The sequence below is a fragment of the Rhizobium sp. CG5 genome (assembly GCF_023701945.1).
In the GTDB taxonomy this organism is placed as follows: Bacteria; Pseudomonadota; Alphaproteobacteria; order Rhizobiales; family Rhizobiaceae; genus Allorhizobium.
Genome location: NZ_JABAEF010000014.1, coordinates 23,234 through 39,718 on the forward strand (window position 1 = coordinate 23,234; position 16,485 = coordinate 39,718).

A 16,485-nucleotide genomic window follows, 5' to 3' on the forward strand; every position below is an offset into this window, starting at 1 on the left:
CTACCACTTGGGCGACTGCGCCATCGCCATTTCACGGATCGCCTCGTAATAGACGCGCCGCGCCTTCTCCGGCGTCAGGTTGTGATCGGTATCCTCGATCATGGCCATCCGCGCGTTGGGATAGCGTTTCAGCCCTTCTCCATCGGCGCCGAAATGGCTGGCGAAATGGGTCAGGCCGATATCGTGTTCGCTATAAAGGATCCGCAATTCGGTCCCCCTCGCCGCGAGCTTCACGAATGCACTTTTCACCTCCCGACCATTGCGCCGTTGTTCGGGAAGCAGATAGGGACCTGCCCCTGTCGCCTGCAGCAGCCGCTGCCCAAGGGCTTTGACCATATTCGAAAAAGCCACGCGCACGTCGATCCGGCCATCGAGCAGCCGGCGCAGGGTGTCGCGCTGAAACAGCCGTGCCTTGTAGGTATCGAGCGACCGCGGCACCACGCTCAGGAACTCGTCCACGTTGCGTTTCGGATTCCAGAAAAAGGCGAAGGGATTGGCAACCACCACGCCTCTGATCCGCGGGTCGCGCAAGGCGCTCCTGAAGGCGAGGTAGGCGCCGCTGCAGCGACCGACCACGATTGCGGGCAAGAGGCCGCGTTCGTCGACCAGATCCAGCGCCTCTACCACATCGGCGACCTGCGTCTCGGTGTAGAGAACCTGCTCTGCAAGTCCTGCAACCGGCGGACTGTCACCGACATTGGCAGGGTCAAAGCGCAGACTGGCAATGCCCTCACAGGCAAGGTCGCGCGCCATGGTGACGGTTGTTCGGCCCCAACCGGCATGTCGGTCATAGGCGGTGCTGAGAAGCAGCACTGTCGCCCCCTGCCGCTTGCCCAGCGGTTCGCACAGAACGCCATAAAGCCTTTGGCTCTGGCCGAATGTCAGCGGGGTCTCCCGATAGCCATCGCCTGACAGATATTGCGGATCGGTGATTGTCTCTGCCGTAGACACCGGTTGGCCCGCTGGCAGATCAACGACCCAGTCGACCAGCGTCCGGGCGACCGCCAACGGCATCTTCGCCATGGTGGGATTGGCGACAAGCGCGTCATAGCCGGTATAACTGGCCCTCGTCACGGTCGCACCGAGGGTCTCCAGACGATCGGCAAAACCGCTCTCGGCCGGCCGGTCGGGGCGCTCGATCACCAGGCAGGGGCTGCAGGGTGCAGCCGCCACCGCCATCAGATCCAGTTTGCGGACATCCGCGGCGATAGGCTCCGGCATCCTCAGGCTGGCGATCGCCACGCCACCGCTGGAGCGATGCGCCGCGGCGAGCCCCATGCCATCATCGATCGCGCGGGCCCAGAACTGCAGCTCCCGCAGATAGAACCGTCCGGAAATCGCCGGTGCCAGAAACGCCATGCCGGCAAGCTCGCCCAGCCGGCCCGCGGCATTCGTGGCAATCGCCGCGCCCAGCCCCTGGCTGACCACGATGATCCTCCGACAGCCGGACAGGCGCCGCAACTGCTCTGCGGCCCCGACCAGGCTATCCTCCCAGGTCGATAGACCCGCCTGGAATTCGTCCCCGTCGCCCGCATCGCCCGTGCCGGGATAGTCGAAGCGCAGACTGGACACACCGACTGCCGCCAGTCGCTCGGCAATCACCCGCCAGAATTTGTGGGTGCACATTTCCTCGATGCCCCACGGGCTGGCAAACAGCACCGCGACATCCCGCATCATTGGCGCCTGTGCCGGCATGAAGAGACCGATCGTCTGGGAAAAGACGACAGGGATCGCCGTCGAGGTCGGCGCGCCTCGCCGCATCCGCTCGACATGACCGGCTTGCCCCGGCGCGCTCCTGTTTTCCATTGCCTCCCCCCTCCCCGTCTACCTCGCGGCGGACAAAAACCCGACCAGGCGCATGATCGCACGGGCCGGCGGCCCCGGCAGACGGGCGGCAATGCTCTCGATGGCCTCGCGATCCTGCGCAGGCACTGCCCGCAACAGCTTCAAGGCAACGAAATAGGCCACCGCGCCAGCCAGGATGGCAAGCACAAGTCCGGCGAGCCCTGCCACGGCTGCAATGACACCGTAGGCGACGGCACCACAGACAAGCGCTGCCAGGGTCACCCTTGCGAGGCTGGCAAACATGGCTTTCAGCGAGCCGGTAAAATGCATCCAGCGCATCATCAACAGGCTCATCACCACGAAGACGGCGATCCGTACCAGAGCCGCCCCCTCGCCTCTATAGGAGGGCACCAGCGCCAGATCGCCGAGCACCATGACGATGGCACCAACGATGCCGACGATCAACCGCTCGCGGATCTTGTCGAGCGAGAACAGATACTGGGTGCAGATCATGCTGTAGACCGCAGCCGGAACCCCGAGAGCCAGGACGCTCAGTATCGGCCCGCTGGAGGCAAAGGCATCGCCGAACACCAGCGTCACCAATGTCGGCCCAATCGCAGCAAGGCCGAAGCTCATCGGCAGGGTGACATAGGAGAGGCTACGCACCACGCCTTCGAAGACCTCGACGGGTAAACCCTGGCCGTCCTGCGCATGCAGCTTCTCGGAATAATAGGGCACGAGACTGCCCGAGAGCTGCACCGGCAGCTGCAGCGCCAGATTGGCCAGCGAAAAGGCCACCGCGTAAAAGCCGACGACTTCGATGCCCTGATATTGCTGCAGGAAGAAGAACTCGACCCGGTTGAGAAAGATCGAATCGACCACGAACTGCATCGACAACAGGGCAGACGAGCCGACAAGATACCGCGCCGAGATACCGCAGCGATTGACCTTGGTCTTCAGAATGCCGAGCGAGTAGACGAATTGCAGGCCGAAGGCGATCGTATAGCCGGCCAGCGCCCCTGGAATGCCAAAGAACACGGCACCGGCCAGCACGCTCAGCAGTTGAAGACCGCCGGCGATGGCCGACAGGCGGAAGAAGGCTGCAACATTCTGCTCACCAAGCAGATAGTTCTTCGTGAACGAGCCGATCGACTGCACGAAAAGCAGAACGCCGGTGATGAGCACCACGGTCGGCGCACTCGTCGCCCAATGCTCGCGCTCGGCCAGCCAGAAGAACAGTGCGTAAAAGGCAACGATGGCGATCGTCGAGATCAGCACCGGACGCAGCAGATAGGCGGCAAAGCCGCGACGATCCTCCGGCGAATAGCCTTGCGTCTTCAACTGCGGCAGCAGGCGCAGCAGCATGACGCCCGTGCCGAGTTCGGCGACCAGCGAGGCCGTGACGGCAAGCCACAGCGAAAAGGCGATGATCCCGTTGGCTTCGGGTCCGAGCAGGCGCGCGGTGATGATCGAGCAGATGAAACCCACCAGCAGAAGCGACAGGCCCGCCGCCGCGTTCAAGGCCGAGTTTGCAACGATACGATTGACCATGCGAATTTTCTACCCGTCTGAGGACCGGCGCCGTCGAACCCATGCGCCGCAGGTTGCCACACCCGTTTCTAGGGCGAAAAACTTAAAAAACTCGTTTGATGCCCGGATCTGCCGGCATTATCAGTCCACCCGCATCTGGGCGACGCCGATCATTCGAGCAAGGTCTCGACGGCTTCGTCCCAGCTCATGATGGAACCTGTATCGATCGAACTGCGGTCGAAGGCCTGCGCCTTCGCGAAGGCGTCGCGGATGGAGCCGGCATCGCCCGGCTGATAGGCACAGACATGATCCCGCCCTGCGGACGCAAATGCCGGCGCGACGATGGGCAGCCGGCAATAGCTGTACTGGATCATCTTGAGGCTCGACTGACTGAGATAGTCGGCACTGCTGCTGTCCCGATAGGGTGCAATGCCGATATCGGCAAACTTGATGAACGGAATGATGGTGTCGAAGGCCACTTCGCCATGGGCGACAATGTTGGGCCGCGCCACCGAGGGAATGGCCTTCTTGCCGAACAGATGAAAGGTCCAGGCCGGATTGGCCTTCGCCAGCACGTCGATCGCACCCGCATCGAACAGCATGTCGCCGACGCTGACAGCGTTTTGACTGCCCACATAGGGATTGTTGTGGGCGTCGTCGAACGCCGCCTTGGCGATGCCGTGCGGCAGATAGAGGATCGGCGCATCCGGCGGAAAATCCTGCCGCAAGGCCTCGGCCATGATGTGCACGAGGTCGTAGCTGCCGATCGTCTCATTGAGCACCGCCTCGACGCAAGGGTGCACGTTGATCGTCGTCAGCCGGTCGGCCGCGTGGTAGATCAGTTGCGCGTCGGGTGCCATCTTGCGGATCTCCGGCCCCAGCAGAGGCGCCGGTCCGCTCTCGATCAGGATATGGGTGTAGAACGGCAGGCGGTTGCTGACCGTCTTCGGCATCAAACGTCCGTACTGCCGAAACAGCCATCCCGAAACCGTGTTGAAGATACCGATCTTGAGGTTCATCGGGTGGATGGCCTGATACCAGATGAACTCCTCGAGACCACGGTCGATCGCCACCCAGCGATTGAGCGGCCGCTGCCGGGCAAAATTCCAGCGTCCGTCCTTGAGGAACCGGCTGACAAAGCTCAGCCGGCAGACCAGGAAATCCACATGATCGCCCTGGGCACGCAGGGCATCGGCCATGAAATGCAGATCCACCTTGCGCGGCGCCTCGGCAAAATGCTGCCCCGTGACAATCAGAACGTTCCGCGGCGGGCCCTTTATGACGCTCATCCCCTGGTGCCCTCCAAGCCGGCCAGTGGCTCGCCGCTCAACACGGCTCGGTAGACGTCGATATAGCGTTGCGCGACCCTGTCCCAGGCATAGCCGCCGGCCTGCTCCATCAGGCGCTGCCGGGTTTCGTCCGGCTGACGCAGCAAAGCGTTATAGGCATCGCCGATCCGCTGGGCCGCAACTGTTGCATCGGCAAAATCGGCCAGCACGACGCCGTCATGGGCAGCCGCCAGCGAGCGATAGGCCTCGTTCGGGTGAAGGACCGGCACGAGGCCCGCACTCATGGCCTCGATCGCGACCAGGCCGAACCCTTCATAGTCGGAAGCCGACGCGAAGACCGAAGCCTGACCGATCAAGTCCCGGATCCGCAGGTTGTCGGGCGATACATGGACCGACACATGATCGGAAAGACCGCGGGCGCGGATCTCGCGAGTGAGATCTTCCAAGGTCCAATCGGACGGAAAGCCGATGATCTGGAGATGCCAGTCGCTGTCGTTGCGGATCAGAACCGCCATGGCGTCGAGCAGCCGCTCGATCCGCTTGTTGACCGAGAAGCGACCGATCGTGACGATCCGCTTGTTCGGGTCCGCTGCCGACAGGCCGGAGAATTTCGAAATGTCGACGCCGTTTTCGATCAGCACCGCCCGATCGCCCGCAATGGGCTCGAACATCGCCAGGTCGGACCGGCTGCAGCAGCAGAGCACCCTGTAACCGGAGGCCGACAGGCGCGTCATGGTCTGGAACCAGACCCTCTTGATCCGGGCATACTTCGCCGTGTGGAAAAAGCCGCCATGGGTGGTCGCCACCATCGGCTTGCCATGCAGCAGGCGCCCCCATGCGAGCGCATCGAAAAAGAAATCCACGGCGTGAACATGAATGAGGTCGGCATCCGCCAGATGGCGAAAGACCGAAGGGGCGAGCGGATACCGTTTCGAACCGGCCCACGGGATACGGACGATCTCGACGCCGCCGATGATCTCGAACGGCTGCAGGCGACGCTCCAGATCCGTGAAAATCCGATCGCAGGTAACAATCCGGACGCGGAAACCCCTTGCCAGAAGATGAGTGCCGAGATGGGCGACGACATCTTCCAACCCGCCTTGGCTCGGCGCATATTGCCGAACGACATGGACAATCAGAGGAGGTGGCGCCACAGGTCCACCTACATCCGGAAGGGTCATCTCGACGGTATCCATTACCTACCCGCTGCTTGCGTTTTACCGTTACCGCAGGCCGAAAAGACCGCATCCGGCAGGCGGTGGATTTGGCAAATTAAGTGGCTGAAAAATATTAAGATCCGGTATCGCCCAACCACGCTCCGCCGCATCTTGCCGCAAAGGCCTGGCAAAACCGCAAAGCATCATGTTTCGCGCCGGGTATTTCAGAACTCGTTAACCATGATCTGCAACTATGCAGCTTCTTTAACCGGCGCTGGCTGTCCTATTCCGGCATCCGGCCGGGCAACTCATAACCAGGCGGTCCCCGCCTGCACACATGGTCTCTCAACCCGCGGATTTCCCGCCGGACCATGAACCGACAACAACTCCGGCCCGCTGCGGGGCCCTGGACAGGAATATGGACATCGACATTTTTCAACTACCGGGGATATTGAAGCGGCGGTGGTATTACGTTGCGGTCTCCATGGCCGTCTGCGTGATCGCGGCGCTGCTTTATGTCTTGCAGTTGAAGCCTATCTATTCCTCTTCGACCGAACTGCTTCTCGATCCCCAGGGTCTGCTGGCCGAAAGCGGCGACAGCAGCCAGTCCGGCCCTGCCGCCGCCGTCGACCAGTCGAGCCTCGACAGCCAGATTTTCGTGGTCCAGTCGAGCACGATCCTTAATGAGGTCATCGAAAAGCTGGACCTGCTGGAGGATCCGTTTTTCGGCGCTCCTGTTATCGGTGACAAGTTGAGCCGGGCCGATGCGCTGGCCGGCGTGGCAGCCGGCCTCAAGGCCAAGATGAAGGTCGAACGTGAAGGCCAGTCGTTCATCATGACCATTACGGTCGATCATGCGGATTCGCGCAAAGCCGCCGACATCGCCAACGCCATCGCGACCGTCTACCTGAAACAGGTCGATGTGGCGCGGTCAGAAGCTGCCAGACGCGCCAGCAATGCCTTCCAGGTCCAGGCCAGCGAACTGCGCGACCGCGTTCTGAAAACCGAGCTTGCCGTGGAAAAGTTCAAGTCGGACAATGGCCTCGCCAGCACCGGCGACAAGGGCCTGGTCATCGACCAGCAATTGCAGGGCATCAACGATCAGCTGATCGAGGCGCGCGGCGTCGAAGAGCAGCAGCAGACGATCTACGAGCAGACCAAGAAACTGACCATGGCCGCGGTGGAGGCAGGCGCGATCCCAGAAGCGCTGCAGTCGACCTCGATCGGCCTGCTGCGCGACCGCTATGTCCAGCTTCTCGACCGCCAGACACAGATGTCGACGAGCCTTGGCAGCAACCACCCGCAGTTGAAGGCGATCCGCTCCCAGGTCAGCAACATGCAGCAGGCCATCCAGCAGGAGCTCGATCGCGTCCGCCAGGCGATGCAGACCAATTACGAGCGGGCCGCCGCCAATACCAAGGCTCTGTCCGAGCGGCTTGAAAACATGACCCGCACCAGCTTCGACAGCAGTGCGGCCCAGATCAAGATGCGCCAGCTGGAGAGCGAAGCGGAAGCGGTGCGCACGATCTACAAGGCCTTCCTCAGCCGCGCCGAAGAACTGAGCCAGCAGCAGACGATCAGCATCAACAATTCCCGGGTGATCACCGGCGCAGTCGCCTCGCCCAAATCCTTGACCACGCTCAAACTGTTGATCCTGATGGCGGCCGGCCTGTTCGGCACAGCGCTCGGCAGCGGACTTGCCGTCTTGCGGGAACTGCTGGGCAGCAGACCAACCGCCGAAAAACAGCCGGACCAGAGGGTGGCCCTTACCGTCCTTGCCACCATACCGACGGGTATGGACCAGACCGCCAAGGGCCGCTCTCTCCTGCCGAAACTGTTCGGGCGAGATAGGGTCGACGAGACAAGCCTTGCCGAACGGCGAGAACAGGCGATCGCCAACGTCACCGGCCTGCTGTTCGATGCCTTGGACCACGACGACCGGGCCACCATCGCCTTCGTTTCCGACGGCCCGATCCGCGAGGCGGCCGACGTCATCGCCGATATCGTGCAGTCGCTGGTCGACCGCGGTCGCGATGTCTATTATGCACCCGGCGACCTGCGCGACAGCACCAGCGGCAGAAACTCCCGATCGGCAAGGCCAAGCCTTTCGCTGGCGCTGGCGCAGGAAGAAACGCTCGACGCACCTTTGGCGGATGTCCTGAAATACGAACAGCTGATCGCCCCGGCACCTGAAACACAGGCTCCGTCCGTGTCGCGCCCGACCTATTCCCGCTTTGTCAGCCGCGGCAGCGATCATCTGGCAGGCTTCGTTATCGTCAATGCCTGCGGCACGCGGGCAGCCGGCCACCTGAACGAGTTGCTGCCGCAATGCGACGCGATCGTTCTTCTGACCGAAGCCGGCGCAGGGTCTGGGTCGCAGACCGGCGGTATTGCCATGCTGCTGGAACCCTGGCGAGACCGGATGCTGGGCCGCATCGTCATGGGAGACGGCGCGTGAACGGCGCGGAATGGACGATAACCTCAGGCGTGACGGTGCCGGCCCGCCGGTCACCATCCGGACGCTGAGACCATGGTTGCGGGCAACCCTGGCCGATATGGGATGGATCCGGCATCGTCGGCGACCCCTTCGGCGCAGTTGCAGGAGCAACTGCGCCATGCCTTGGCAACGATTGCCATCCTGGGCGCCCTGACCTTCAATCTCTTCCTGTGCTTCGTCAACACCCGCATCATGCCGGTGTCCGAAAGCCATGTGATGATGTGCGAGATCCTGCTGATCGGCTGCGCCTTCCTGGTGGCGTTCGATCGGCGTCTCGACATCTATCTCATCCTGACCCTGTTCGTGAGCTATATGCTGCTGCTTTTTGCGCTGCGCGGCGTGGCCGACGTCAAGGCGATGCGGGACGTGTTCATTCCCGTCGCCTTCTATTTTGCCGGCGCCAAGATCCAGTCTGTGCGGCTCGCCGATCGGCTGATCGCGCTGTCGGTTGCAATTGTCCTTGTGATCGCCCTGTTCGAATACTTCCTGCTTGAAACCTATCTCGATTTCTTCAACGTGCTTGGCTACTACATGGCCCGCGGCACCGTCTCGCCGGAGGACACCTTCGGACAAACCCGCGGCCTGTTCATCAGCGGCATCCGGCCGGAGCCGCGTTCGCTGTTGCCCTTCCTCGGGCAGCACCGCGTTTCCTCCGTTTTCCTCGAACCCGTCTCGGCCGGCAATTTCGGCGCCATCATCTACGCCTGGGCGCTGTTTCGCGGCGGCATGCGGTTTCGCTTCCCCGTCATGGCAGCCGCCTTGGCCTTTACCATTCTGGCCGATGCACGGTTCGGATTTTTCACCTGCATCGTGATGACGCTCGGTCTGCCATTCTATCGGTTCGTGCCGAAGATCGTCTGGCTCGTCCTGCCCTTTCTCACACTGGCCGTCATCGCGGCCTATGGTCTGACCATCGGCGCCGAGGGCGGTCCCAACGATGTCGCCGGCCGATTGAAGGTCACCGCCGCCATTCTGATCGATCTCGACCTGTCGGTCGTGCTGGGCAGCACCGCGACCAGTATCTTCACAGCCGATTCCGGCTTTGCCTACACGCTGACGAGCTTCGGCATTTTCGGCTTCATCGGTCTCTGGGCAGCGTTGATTTTCGCACCGCTGAAGGACGCCAAAGCCTGGTCGTTTCATTCGATGATCGTCATCTACCTGCTCTTGCTGATGTTGATCAGCAATTCCTTCTTCTCGATCAAGACGGCCGCCTTGATGTGGTTCATCCTCGGCACGGCAGACCGCGTGGACTGGACCTGGGTCCAGGCGGTCGAAAAGCAGGAGAAGGCCGCGTCCAGGCGCCACCCCACAACGCCCAACGCCTGAACATCAGCGCTTGTCGAGCGCAGCGCAGGTGCCCGACGATGCCGAGAAATCCTTGAGATAGCGCGACAGGCCGGCCAGTTGTGCCCGGTCGCCGCTGGCAGTTGGCTGGATGTTGAGGGCCTCCGTCTCCGGCCACCAGTCACCCGCCGCCCAATAGGCCCAGCCGGTCCACAGATCGCGATTGCTTTCGACGACGGAGACCATGCCATCGATCGCCTTGATACAGGCCTCTTCGCCCGGCGCGCCGAACTCGCCGAGATAGCCGCGCTTGCCGTTCTTGCGAAGCCAGCGCGTGAAATTCTCGATCGCGCTGATCGCATCGGCGGCACGGCTGCAATTGTCCTTGGTGCCGGAAAAATCATCGTCGAAATACTGGTGGACTTCGTAGGCATAGTTGTCGACCGGATCGACGACGCCCAGCATGACCTCGCCATTGGCGCCACCATAATTGCCGGACTCCCAGCTATGCGCCCCAGTCCACACCGTGCCCGGCACGAGGATCAGGTTTCCGGCCCCGGTGGCGCGGATTGCAGCGATCGCAGCATTGGCGGACTGAAGCCATTGGCGGGCCGGCATGTCGAACGGCTCGTTCATCAGGCCGAAGGTGATATCCGGGTCATTGGCGAAAAGCGCGGCCAGCCGGCTCCAGAAATCGGCAAACGCCGCGTCCGGAACGTCAGTCGTTCCCACCTGCTTGTTGCTGTAATAGCCGAAATTGTGGGGATCGATGACGGTCCTGATCCCGGCCTCACGCAGCAGGGCGACGGTCGAACGCAGCCGTTCGACCTCCTCGGGCGCCAGATCGCCGTTCAGCTTTGGCTGCAGCCGTTCCCACTTGAAGGGCAGCCGCACCGAGGTGAAGCCCTTGCCCGCGAAATAGCGGATCGTCTCCTCGGACGGGTAGATGTAGTTCTGAAACGGCAGCCCGTCCAGTTCGCCAAACTCGGCGCCCGACAGGTTTACACCGCGAAAGCACCCTTGTGCTGCCTGCAACGGGCTGGCGATCAGCCCGGCCGCCAGACCGGCCGCCATCACCCGTATCCCGATCCCACGGCTAAGGCCGCTCGTCTCTTTCCGGCCGTCGGACCGCTTGCCAAATGTCATTGCCCGTACCACCGCTCGGTTTCCATGCGCCAGCGTAGAGAGTGCACACAGCCGCCGTCAACCGGGACAATTACGATACCGCTCTTTTCGCAGGCGCCGTCATCGTGCAAGAAAGACGGGAGCAGCACAAACCAGCCAGGACAGGACGTGACGGATATCGACAATACGATCCAGGATATAGGCTTCATCCTGGTCCCGGGCTTTGCGCTGATGTGCTTTGCCTCGGCCGTCGAACCGCTGCGCGCCGTCAATCTCCTGGCCGGGCGGGAGCTTTACCGGGTCCATATCTATTCGCCGGATGGCGAGATGGTCCGCTCCTCGTCGGGGGCACTGGTACCGGCCCAGCCGCTGCCGGCCCGCGGCGAGCGGCTGCATTCGGTCTTCGTGGTCGCCGGCGGCCATCCCTCCGGCTGGCACTGGCCGAACATCTATGCCAGCCTCAGGGCGTTCGAGCGGGATGGCGCGCGGATCGGCGGCATTTCCGGCGGTCCCTATCTGCTGGCCGCCGCCGGCCTGCTCGGCGCCCATCGCTTCACCATCCATTGGGAACATGCGCCGGCGCTGATCGAAGAATTCCCGGACCTAAAACCCGAACAGGCGCGCTATATCTTCGATCGCAACCGCCTGACCTGCGGCGGCGGCGTGGCGCCGCTCGACATGATGCATGCGCTGATCGCCGCCCGCTTCGGCCCGGCCTTCGCCACCCGTGTCAGCGACTGGTATCTGCACACCCAGGTCGGTTCCGCCGCCGAGCCGCAACGCGCCTCGCTTGCCGAGCGTCACGGCCTGCATCATCCCGCACTTCTGGCCGCCTTGGAAAAGATGGAGGCGACGATCGAGCAGCCGCTCGACCGCGATGCCATGGCGCGCTTCGCCGGCGTCACGCCGCGCCATCTCGACAGGCTGTTTGCCGGCCATCTGAACTCCACGTTCACGCTGGAATACCGTCGGCTACGGCTCGAACATGCGCGCAAGCTGCTGCAGCAGAGCGCCCTGTCCGTCTCCGAAATTGGCTTTGCCTGCGGCTTTGCCAGCCCCGGCCATTTCGCCCGGCGATACCGCGAGCATTTCGGCGTCACGCCGCGCAACGGTCGCAAGGCCCATTGATCGTCTCGTCAAACATATTTCTCTTAAGGAAAATATATTTCTCAAGAGTTGATTCCAAACGCCAATCCTGTTACCCAGATGAGCAAGAGCAAACCTCTCAAAGCGGATGGAGTGAGCGCCGATGTGTGGCATTGTTGGATTGTTTCTGAAGGACAAGAGCCTGGAGCCACAACTGGGTGCCCTGCTCTCGCAAATGCTTGTGATCATGACCGACCGCGGCCCCGACAGCGCCGGCATCGCCATCTACGGCGCACCGCAATCGGGCAAGTCCAAGATCACCGTGCAATCGGCCGCCTCAGAGACGGATTTCGCAAGCCTTCAAGCCGATCTTGCCAAGGGCCTCGACAGCGAGGTCGACGTCAAGATCAAGAATTCCCACGCCGTCATTACGCTGGATGCGACCAAGGTGGCCGAGGCGCGCGCCCTTCTCTCGACGCTCCGCCCCGATATCCGGGTGATGTCGAGCGGCGACACCATCGAGATCTACAAGGAAACCGGCCTGCCGAAGGACGTGGTGTCGCGCTTTGCGGTCAATGCCATGGCCGGCACCCACGGCATCGGCCACACGCGCATGGCCACCGAATCCGCCGTCACGACGCTCGGCGCCCATCCGTTTTCGACCGGCGCCGACCAGTGCCTGGTGCACAACGGCTCGCTGTCGAACCACAACAACCTGCGCCGCGAGCTGAAGCGCGAGGGCATGTCGTTCGAGACGGAAAACGATTCCGAAGTCGCCGCCGCCTATCTCACCGCCGAAATGGCCCATGGCCAGAATCTCGGCGCCGCCCTCGACAACGCCATCAACGACCTCGACGGTTTCTTCACCTTCGTGGTCGGCACCAAGTCGGGCTTCGGCGTGCTGCGCGATCCGATCGCCTGCAAGCCGGCTGTCATGGCAGAGACCGACCAGTATGTCGCCTTCGGCTCGGAATATCGCGCCCTGGTCAACCTGCCCGGCATCGACACTGCCCGCATCTGGGAGCCGGAACCGGCCACCGTCTATTTCTGGGAACACGAACACGCCGCCTGACCAAACTGGCCGACAAGGAAGACCAGCATGCCGAGTTTCGATCTTGCCATCACGCCGCTGCGTGAGCTCAATCAAAGCCTCCACGACATTCCCGCCGGCAGCAACGACCTGCATTTCGACGTGCTGAACCCGCGTGGCAGCCACGCGGTCGCCGTCGGCATCGATGCGCCGGTCAGCGTCGATGTGCGCGGCAATGTCGGCTATTATTGCGGCGGCATGAATGCCCAGGCCACGATTACCATCCATGGTTCGGCCGGCCCTGGCGTTGCCGAAAACATGATGTCCGGCGTGGTCACCATCAAGGGCGATGCCAGCCAGTATGCCGGCGCCACCGGCCGCGGCGGGCTCTTGGTCATCGAAGGCAATGCCTCGTCGCGCTGCGGCATTTCGATGAAGGGCATCGATATCGTCGTGCATGGCAATATCGGCCATATGTCAGCCTTCATGGCGCAGTCCGGTAACCTAGTGGTGCTGGGCGATGCCGGTGATGCGCTGGGCGACAGCCTCTATGAAGCCCGGCTTTTCGTACGCGGCACCGTAAAAAGCCTCGGCGCCGACTGCATCGAGAAGGACCTGCGGCCCGAGCATATCGAGATCCTGCAGGCGCTTCTCGACAAAGCCGGCGTGACGGATGTGAAGCCGGAGGAGTTCAAGCGCTACGGCTCGGCCCGAAAGCTCTACAATTTCAACATCGACAATGCCGACGCCTATTGAGGGACATGAGATGAGCTATCACAACCCGCCCACCACGCCCCGCAAGTCCGCCACCTTCGACGACTACACCCTGTCCGAAATCCGCCGGGCCGCGGCAACCGGCATCTATGATATCCGCGGCGGCGGCGCCAAGCGCAAGGTGCCGCATTTCGACGACCTGCTGTTTCTCGGCGCCTCGATTTCGCGCTATCCGCTGGAAGGCTATCGCGAGCGCTGCGACACCAATGTCGTGCTGGGCGCGCGCTTTGCCAAGAAGCCGATCGAGCTGAAGATCCCGATCACCATTGCCGGCATGAGCTTCGGCTCATTGTCCGGCCCGGCCAAGGAAGCGCTTGGCCGTGGCGCATCGCTATCCGGCACTTCGACCACGACAGGCGATGGCGGCATGACCGAGGAGGAACGTGGCCATTCCTCGATCCTCGTCTACCAGTATCTGCCGTCGCGCTATGGCATGAACCCGCATGACCTGCGCCGCGCCGACGCCATCGAGATCGTCATCGGCCAGGGCGCCAAGCCCGGCGGCGGCGGCATGCTGCTCGGCCAGAAGATTTCCGACCGCGTCGCCGACATGCGCACCCTGCCGAAAGGCATCGACCAGCGCTCCGCCAGCCGCCATCCCGACTGGACCGGCCCCGACGACCTGGAAATCAAGATCCTCGAACTGCGCGAAATCACCAATTGGGAAAAGCCGATCTATGTGAAGGTCGGCGGCGCACGGCCCTATTACGATACGGCGCTTGCCGTCAAAGCCGGCGCCGATGTCGTGGTGCTCGACGGCATGCAGGGCGGCACGGCGGCCACCCAGGACGTCTTCATCGAAAATGTCGGCATGCCGACGCTTGCCTGCATCCGCCCCGCCGTCCAGGCCCTGCAGGACCTCGGCATGCATCGCAAGGTGCAGCTGATCATCTCGGGCGGCATCCGCTCGGGCGCCGATGTCGCCAAGGCACTGGCGCTCGGCGCCGACGCCGTCTCGATCGGCACAGCGGCACTGGTCGCGATCGGCGACAACGACCCGCATTGGGAGGCGGAATACAATGCGCTCGGCACCACCGCCGGCGCCTATGACGACTGGCACGAAGGCCGCGACCCGGCCGGCATCACCACCCAGGATCCCGAGCTGATGAAGCGCCTCGATCCGGTTCTGGCCGGCCGCAGGCTTGCCAACTATCTCAAGGTCATGACGCTGGAGGCCCAGACCATCGCGCGGGCCTGCGGCAAGAACCATGTCCACAATCTTGAGCCGGAAGACCTCTGCGCCCTGACCATCGAGGCCTCGGCCATGGCCCAGGTACCGCTGGCCGGCACCAGCTGGATTCCCGGCAAGGGAGGGTTTTGACGTAAGGTTTCGATTTGCCCCTCATCCGCCTGCTGGCACCTTCTCCGCGTTGGGACGGGGAGAAGGGACTCGCGGAAACGTTTCCGTCCCCTTCGCCCCGCCTGCGGGGAGAAGGTGGCCCGGTAGGGCCGGATGAGGGGCCATTCTTTCTAAAAAGCATAAGTGTCTAAAAAATCCAAAAGGGGAACGACGTGACACTCGATCTTGCAACCTATGCCAAGGACAATGGCATCAAATATTTCATGATCAGCTACACCGACCTGTTCGGCGGGCAGCGCGCCAAGCTGGTGCCGGCCCCGGCGATTGCCGGCATGCAGCGCGATGGGGCGGGCTTTGCCGGCTTTGCCACCTGGCTCGACATGACACCGGCCCATCCCGACCTCTTCGCCCTGCCGGATGCCGCATCGGTGATCCAGCTGCCGTGGAAGAAGGACGTCGCCTGGGTTGCGGCCGACTGCATGATGGAAGGCCGCTCGGTGGCCCAAGCGCCGCGCAACCTGCTGAAGCGGCTGATCGGTGAAGCCCAGAGCGAAGGCATGCGCGTCAAGACCGGCGTCGAGGCGGAATTCTTCCTGATTTCCGCCGACGGCTCGGAGATTTCCGACGGCCTCGATACGGCGGAAAAGCCCTGCTACGACCAGCAGGCCATCATGCGGCGCTACGATGTCATCGCCGAGATCTGCGACTACATGCTGGAGCTTGGCTGGGGGCCGTATCAGAACGACCACGAGGATGCCAACGGCCAGTTCGAGATGAACTGGGAATTCGATGACGCGCTGAAAACCGCCGACAAGCATTCCTTCTTCAAGTTCATGGTCAAATCGGTGGCCGAAAAGCACGGGCTTCGCGCCACCTTCATGCCCAAACCCTTCAAGGGACTGACCGGCAATGGCTGCCATTGCCATATCTCGGTCTGGGACCTGCCCGGCAAGACCAACGCCTTTGCCGACGACAATGCCGATTTCGGCCTGTCCGCCAAGGGCCGGAATTTCCTCGGCGGAATCATGAACCACGCCTCGGCGCTGGCCGCCATCACCAATCCCACGGTCAATTCCTACAAGCGCATCAACGCGCCGCGCACCACGTCGGGGGCCACCTGGTCGCCCAACTCGGTCACCTGGACCGGCAACAACCGCACCCATATGGTGCGCGTTCCCGGTCCCGGCCGCTTCGAGCTTCGTCTGCCGGACGGTGCCGTCAATCCTTACCTGCTGCAGGCCGTGATCATCGCCTGCGGTCTGAACGGCGTCCGCACCAAGGCCGATCCCGGCCCGCATCACGATATCGACATGTACCAGGACGGCCATCTGATAAAGGACGCGCCGCGCCTTCCGCTCAATCTGCTCGATGCCTTGCGTCAATACGACGGGGATACGCTTCTGAAAGACGCAATGGGAACGGAGTTTTCCGCAGCCTATCTTAAGCTCAAGCACAATGAGTGGAACGCTTATGCCGGTCACTTCACCCAATGGGAGCGCGACAACACCCTCGACATTTGAGGGGCGGCCATAATCGTTCTGTTCGCAGAACAGCTATTCCAACAATCTGGCGCCGGCGCTTGTCCGGCGCCTTTCACTTGGGGTAAACAACTGCCGCATGCCCTC

Annotated in this window: 12 protein-coding genes; 7 read left to right on the forward strand and 5 right to left on the reverse strand. The window is 62.6% G+C overall.

Annotation, left to right across the window (positions count from 1 at the left end):
- The 4 genes from HGO38_RS21000 to HGO38_RS21015 all read right to left on the reverse strand — a co-directional run bounded on the left by HGO38_RS21000 (position 1) and on the right by HGO38_RS21015 (position 5,785).
- A complete protein-coding gene (locus HGO38_RS21000) occupies positions 1–1,806 on the reverse strand; it encodes an alpha/beta hydrolase family protein (RefSeq protein ID WP_250957857.1) in 1,806 nt (601 codons plus the stop codon).
- Between the two features lie 18 nt (positions 1,807–1,824).
- On the reverse strand, positions 1,825–3,336 hold the full coding sequence (locus tag HGO38_RS21005) for an oligosaccharide flippase family protein (protein WP_250957858.1): 1,512 nt from the start codon (positions 3,334–3,336) through the stop codon (positions 1,825–1,827).
- Positions 3,337–3,485: 149 nt separating this feature from the next.
- A complete protein-coding gene (locus tag HGO38_RS21010; protein WP_250957859.1) occupies positions 3,486–4,604 on the reverse strand; it encodes a GumK N-terminal domain-containing glycosyltransferase in 1,119 nt (372 codons plus the stop codon).
- A complete protein-coding gene (locus HGO38_RS21015; protein ID WP_250957860.1) occupies positions 4,601–5,785 on the reverse strand; it encodes a glycosyltransferase family 4 protein in 1,185 nt (394 codons plus the stop codon). Before HGO38_RS21015 ends, HGO38_RS21010 begins: the two co-directional genes overlap by 4 nt.
- Before the next feature lie 394 nt (positions 5,786–6,179).
- Between HGO38_RS21015 and HGO38_RS21020 the strand changes: the two genes are divergently transcribed.
- Both HGO38_RS21020 and HGO38_RS21025 read left to right on the forward strand, forming a co-directional pair.
- Entirely contained in the window at positions 6,180–8,219 is a 2,040-nt protein-coding gene (locus HGO38_RS21020; RefSeq protein WP_250957861.1) for a GumC family protein, read from the forward strand.
- A gap of 102 nt (positions 8,220–8,321) precedes the next feature.
- Positions 8,322–9,587, forward strand: coding sequence for a UDP-phosphate alpha N-acetylglucosaminyltransferase (locus HGO38_RS21025; RefSeq protein WP_250957862.1), 1,266 nt, complete (start codon positions 8,322–8,324; stop codon positions 9,585–9,587).
- 3 nt (positions 9,588–9,590) lie between these two features.
- Here HGO38_RS21025 and HGO38_RS21030 read toward each other — a convergent pair whose 3' ends face one another.
- Complete coding sequence (locus HGO38_RS21030) at positions 9,591–10,619, reverse strand: glycoside hydrolase family 5 protein (protein ID WP_250957863.1); 1,029 nt, start codon at positions 10,617–10,619, stop codon at positions 9,591–9,593.
- A 282-nt stretch (positions 10,620–10,901) separates the two neighbouring features.
- Here HGO38_RS21030 and HGO38_RS21035 point away from each other — a divergent pair, with 282 nt between their 5' ends.
- From HGO38_RS21035 to glnT, 5 genes are all read left to right on the forward strand, one after another.
- A complete protein-coding gene (locus HGO38_RS21035; RefSeq protein ID WP_284739506.1) occupies positions 10,902–11,798 on the forward strand; it encodes a GlxA family transcriptional regulator in 897 nt (298 codons plus the stop codon).
- 121 nt (positions 11,799–11,919) lie between these two features.
- Positions 11,920–12,828: a class II glutamine amidotransferase gene (locus HGO38_RS21040; protein ID WP_250957865.1), complete on the forward strand. Its 909-nt coding sequence runs from the start codon at positions 11,920–11,922 to the stop codon at positions 12,826–12,828.
- 27 nt (positions 12,829–12,855) lie between these two features.
- A complete protein-coding gene (locus HGO38_RS21045) occupies positions 12,856–13,542 on the forward strand; it encodes a GXGXG domain-containing protein (RefSeq protein ID WP_250957866.1) in 687 nt (228 codons plus the stop codon).
- A gap of 10 nt (positions 13,543–13,552) precedes the next feature.
- Positions 13,553–14,881: an FMN-binding glutamate synthase family protein gene (locus HGO38_RS21050; protein ID WP_250957867.1), complete on the forward strand. Its 1,329-nt coding sequence runs from the start codon at positions 13,553–13,555 to the stop codon at positions 14,879–14,881.
- A gap of 191 nt (positions 14,882–15,072) precedes the next feature.
- Positions 15,073–16,380 carry a type III glutamate--ammonia ligase gene (glnT, locus tag HGO38_RS21055; RefSeq protein WP_250957868.1) on the forward strand — a complete coding sequence of 436 codons (1,308 nt, stop codon included), beginning with the start codon at positions 15,073–15,075 and terminating at the stop codon, positions 16,378–16,380.
- Positions 16,381–16,485: the final 105 nt, after the last annotated feature.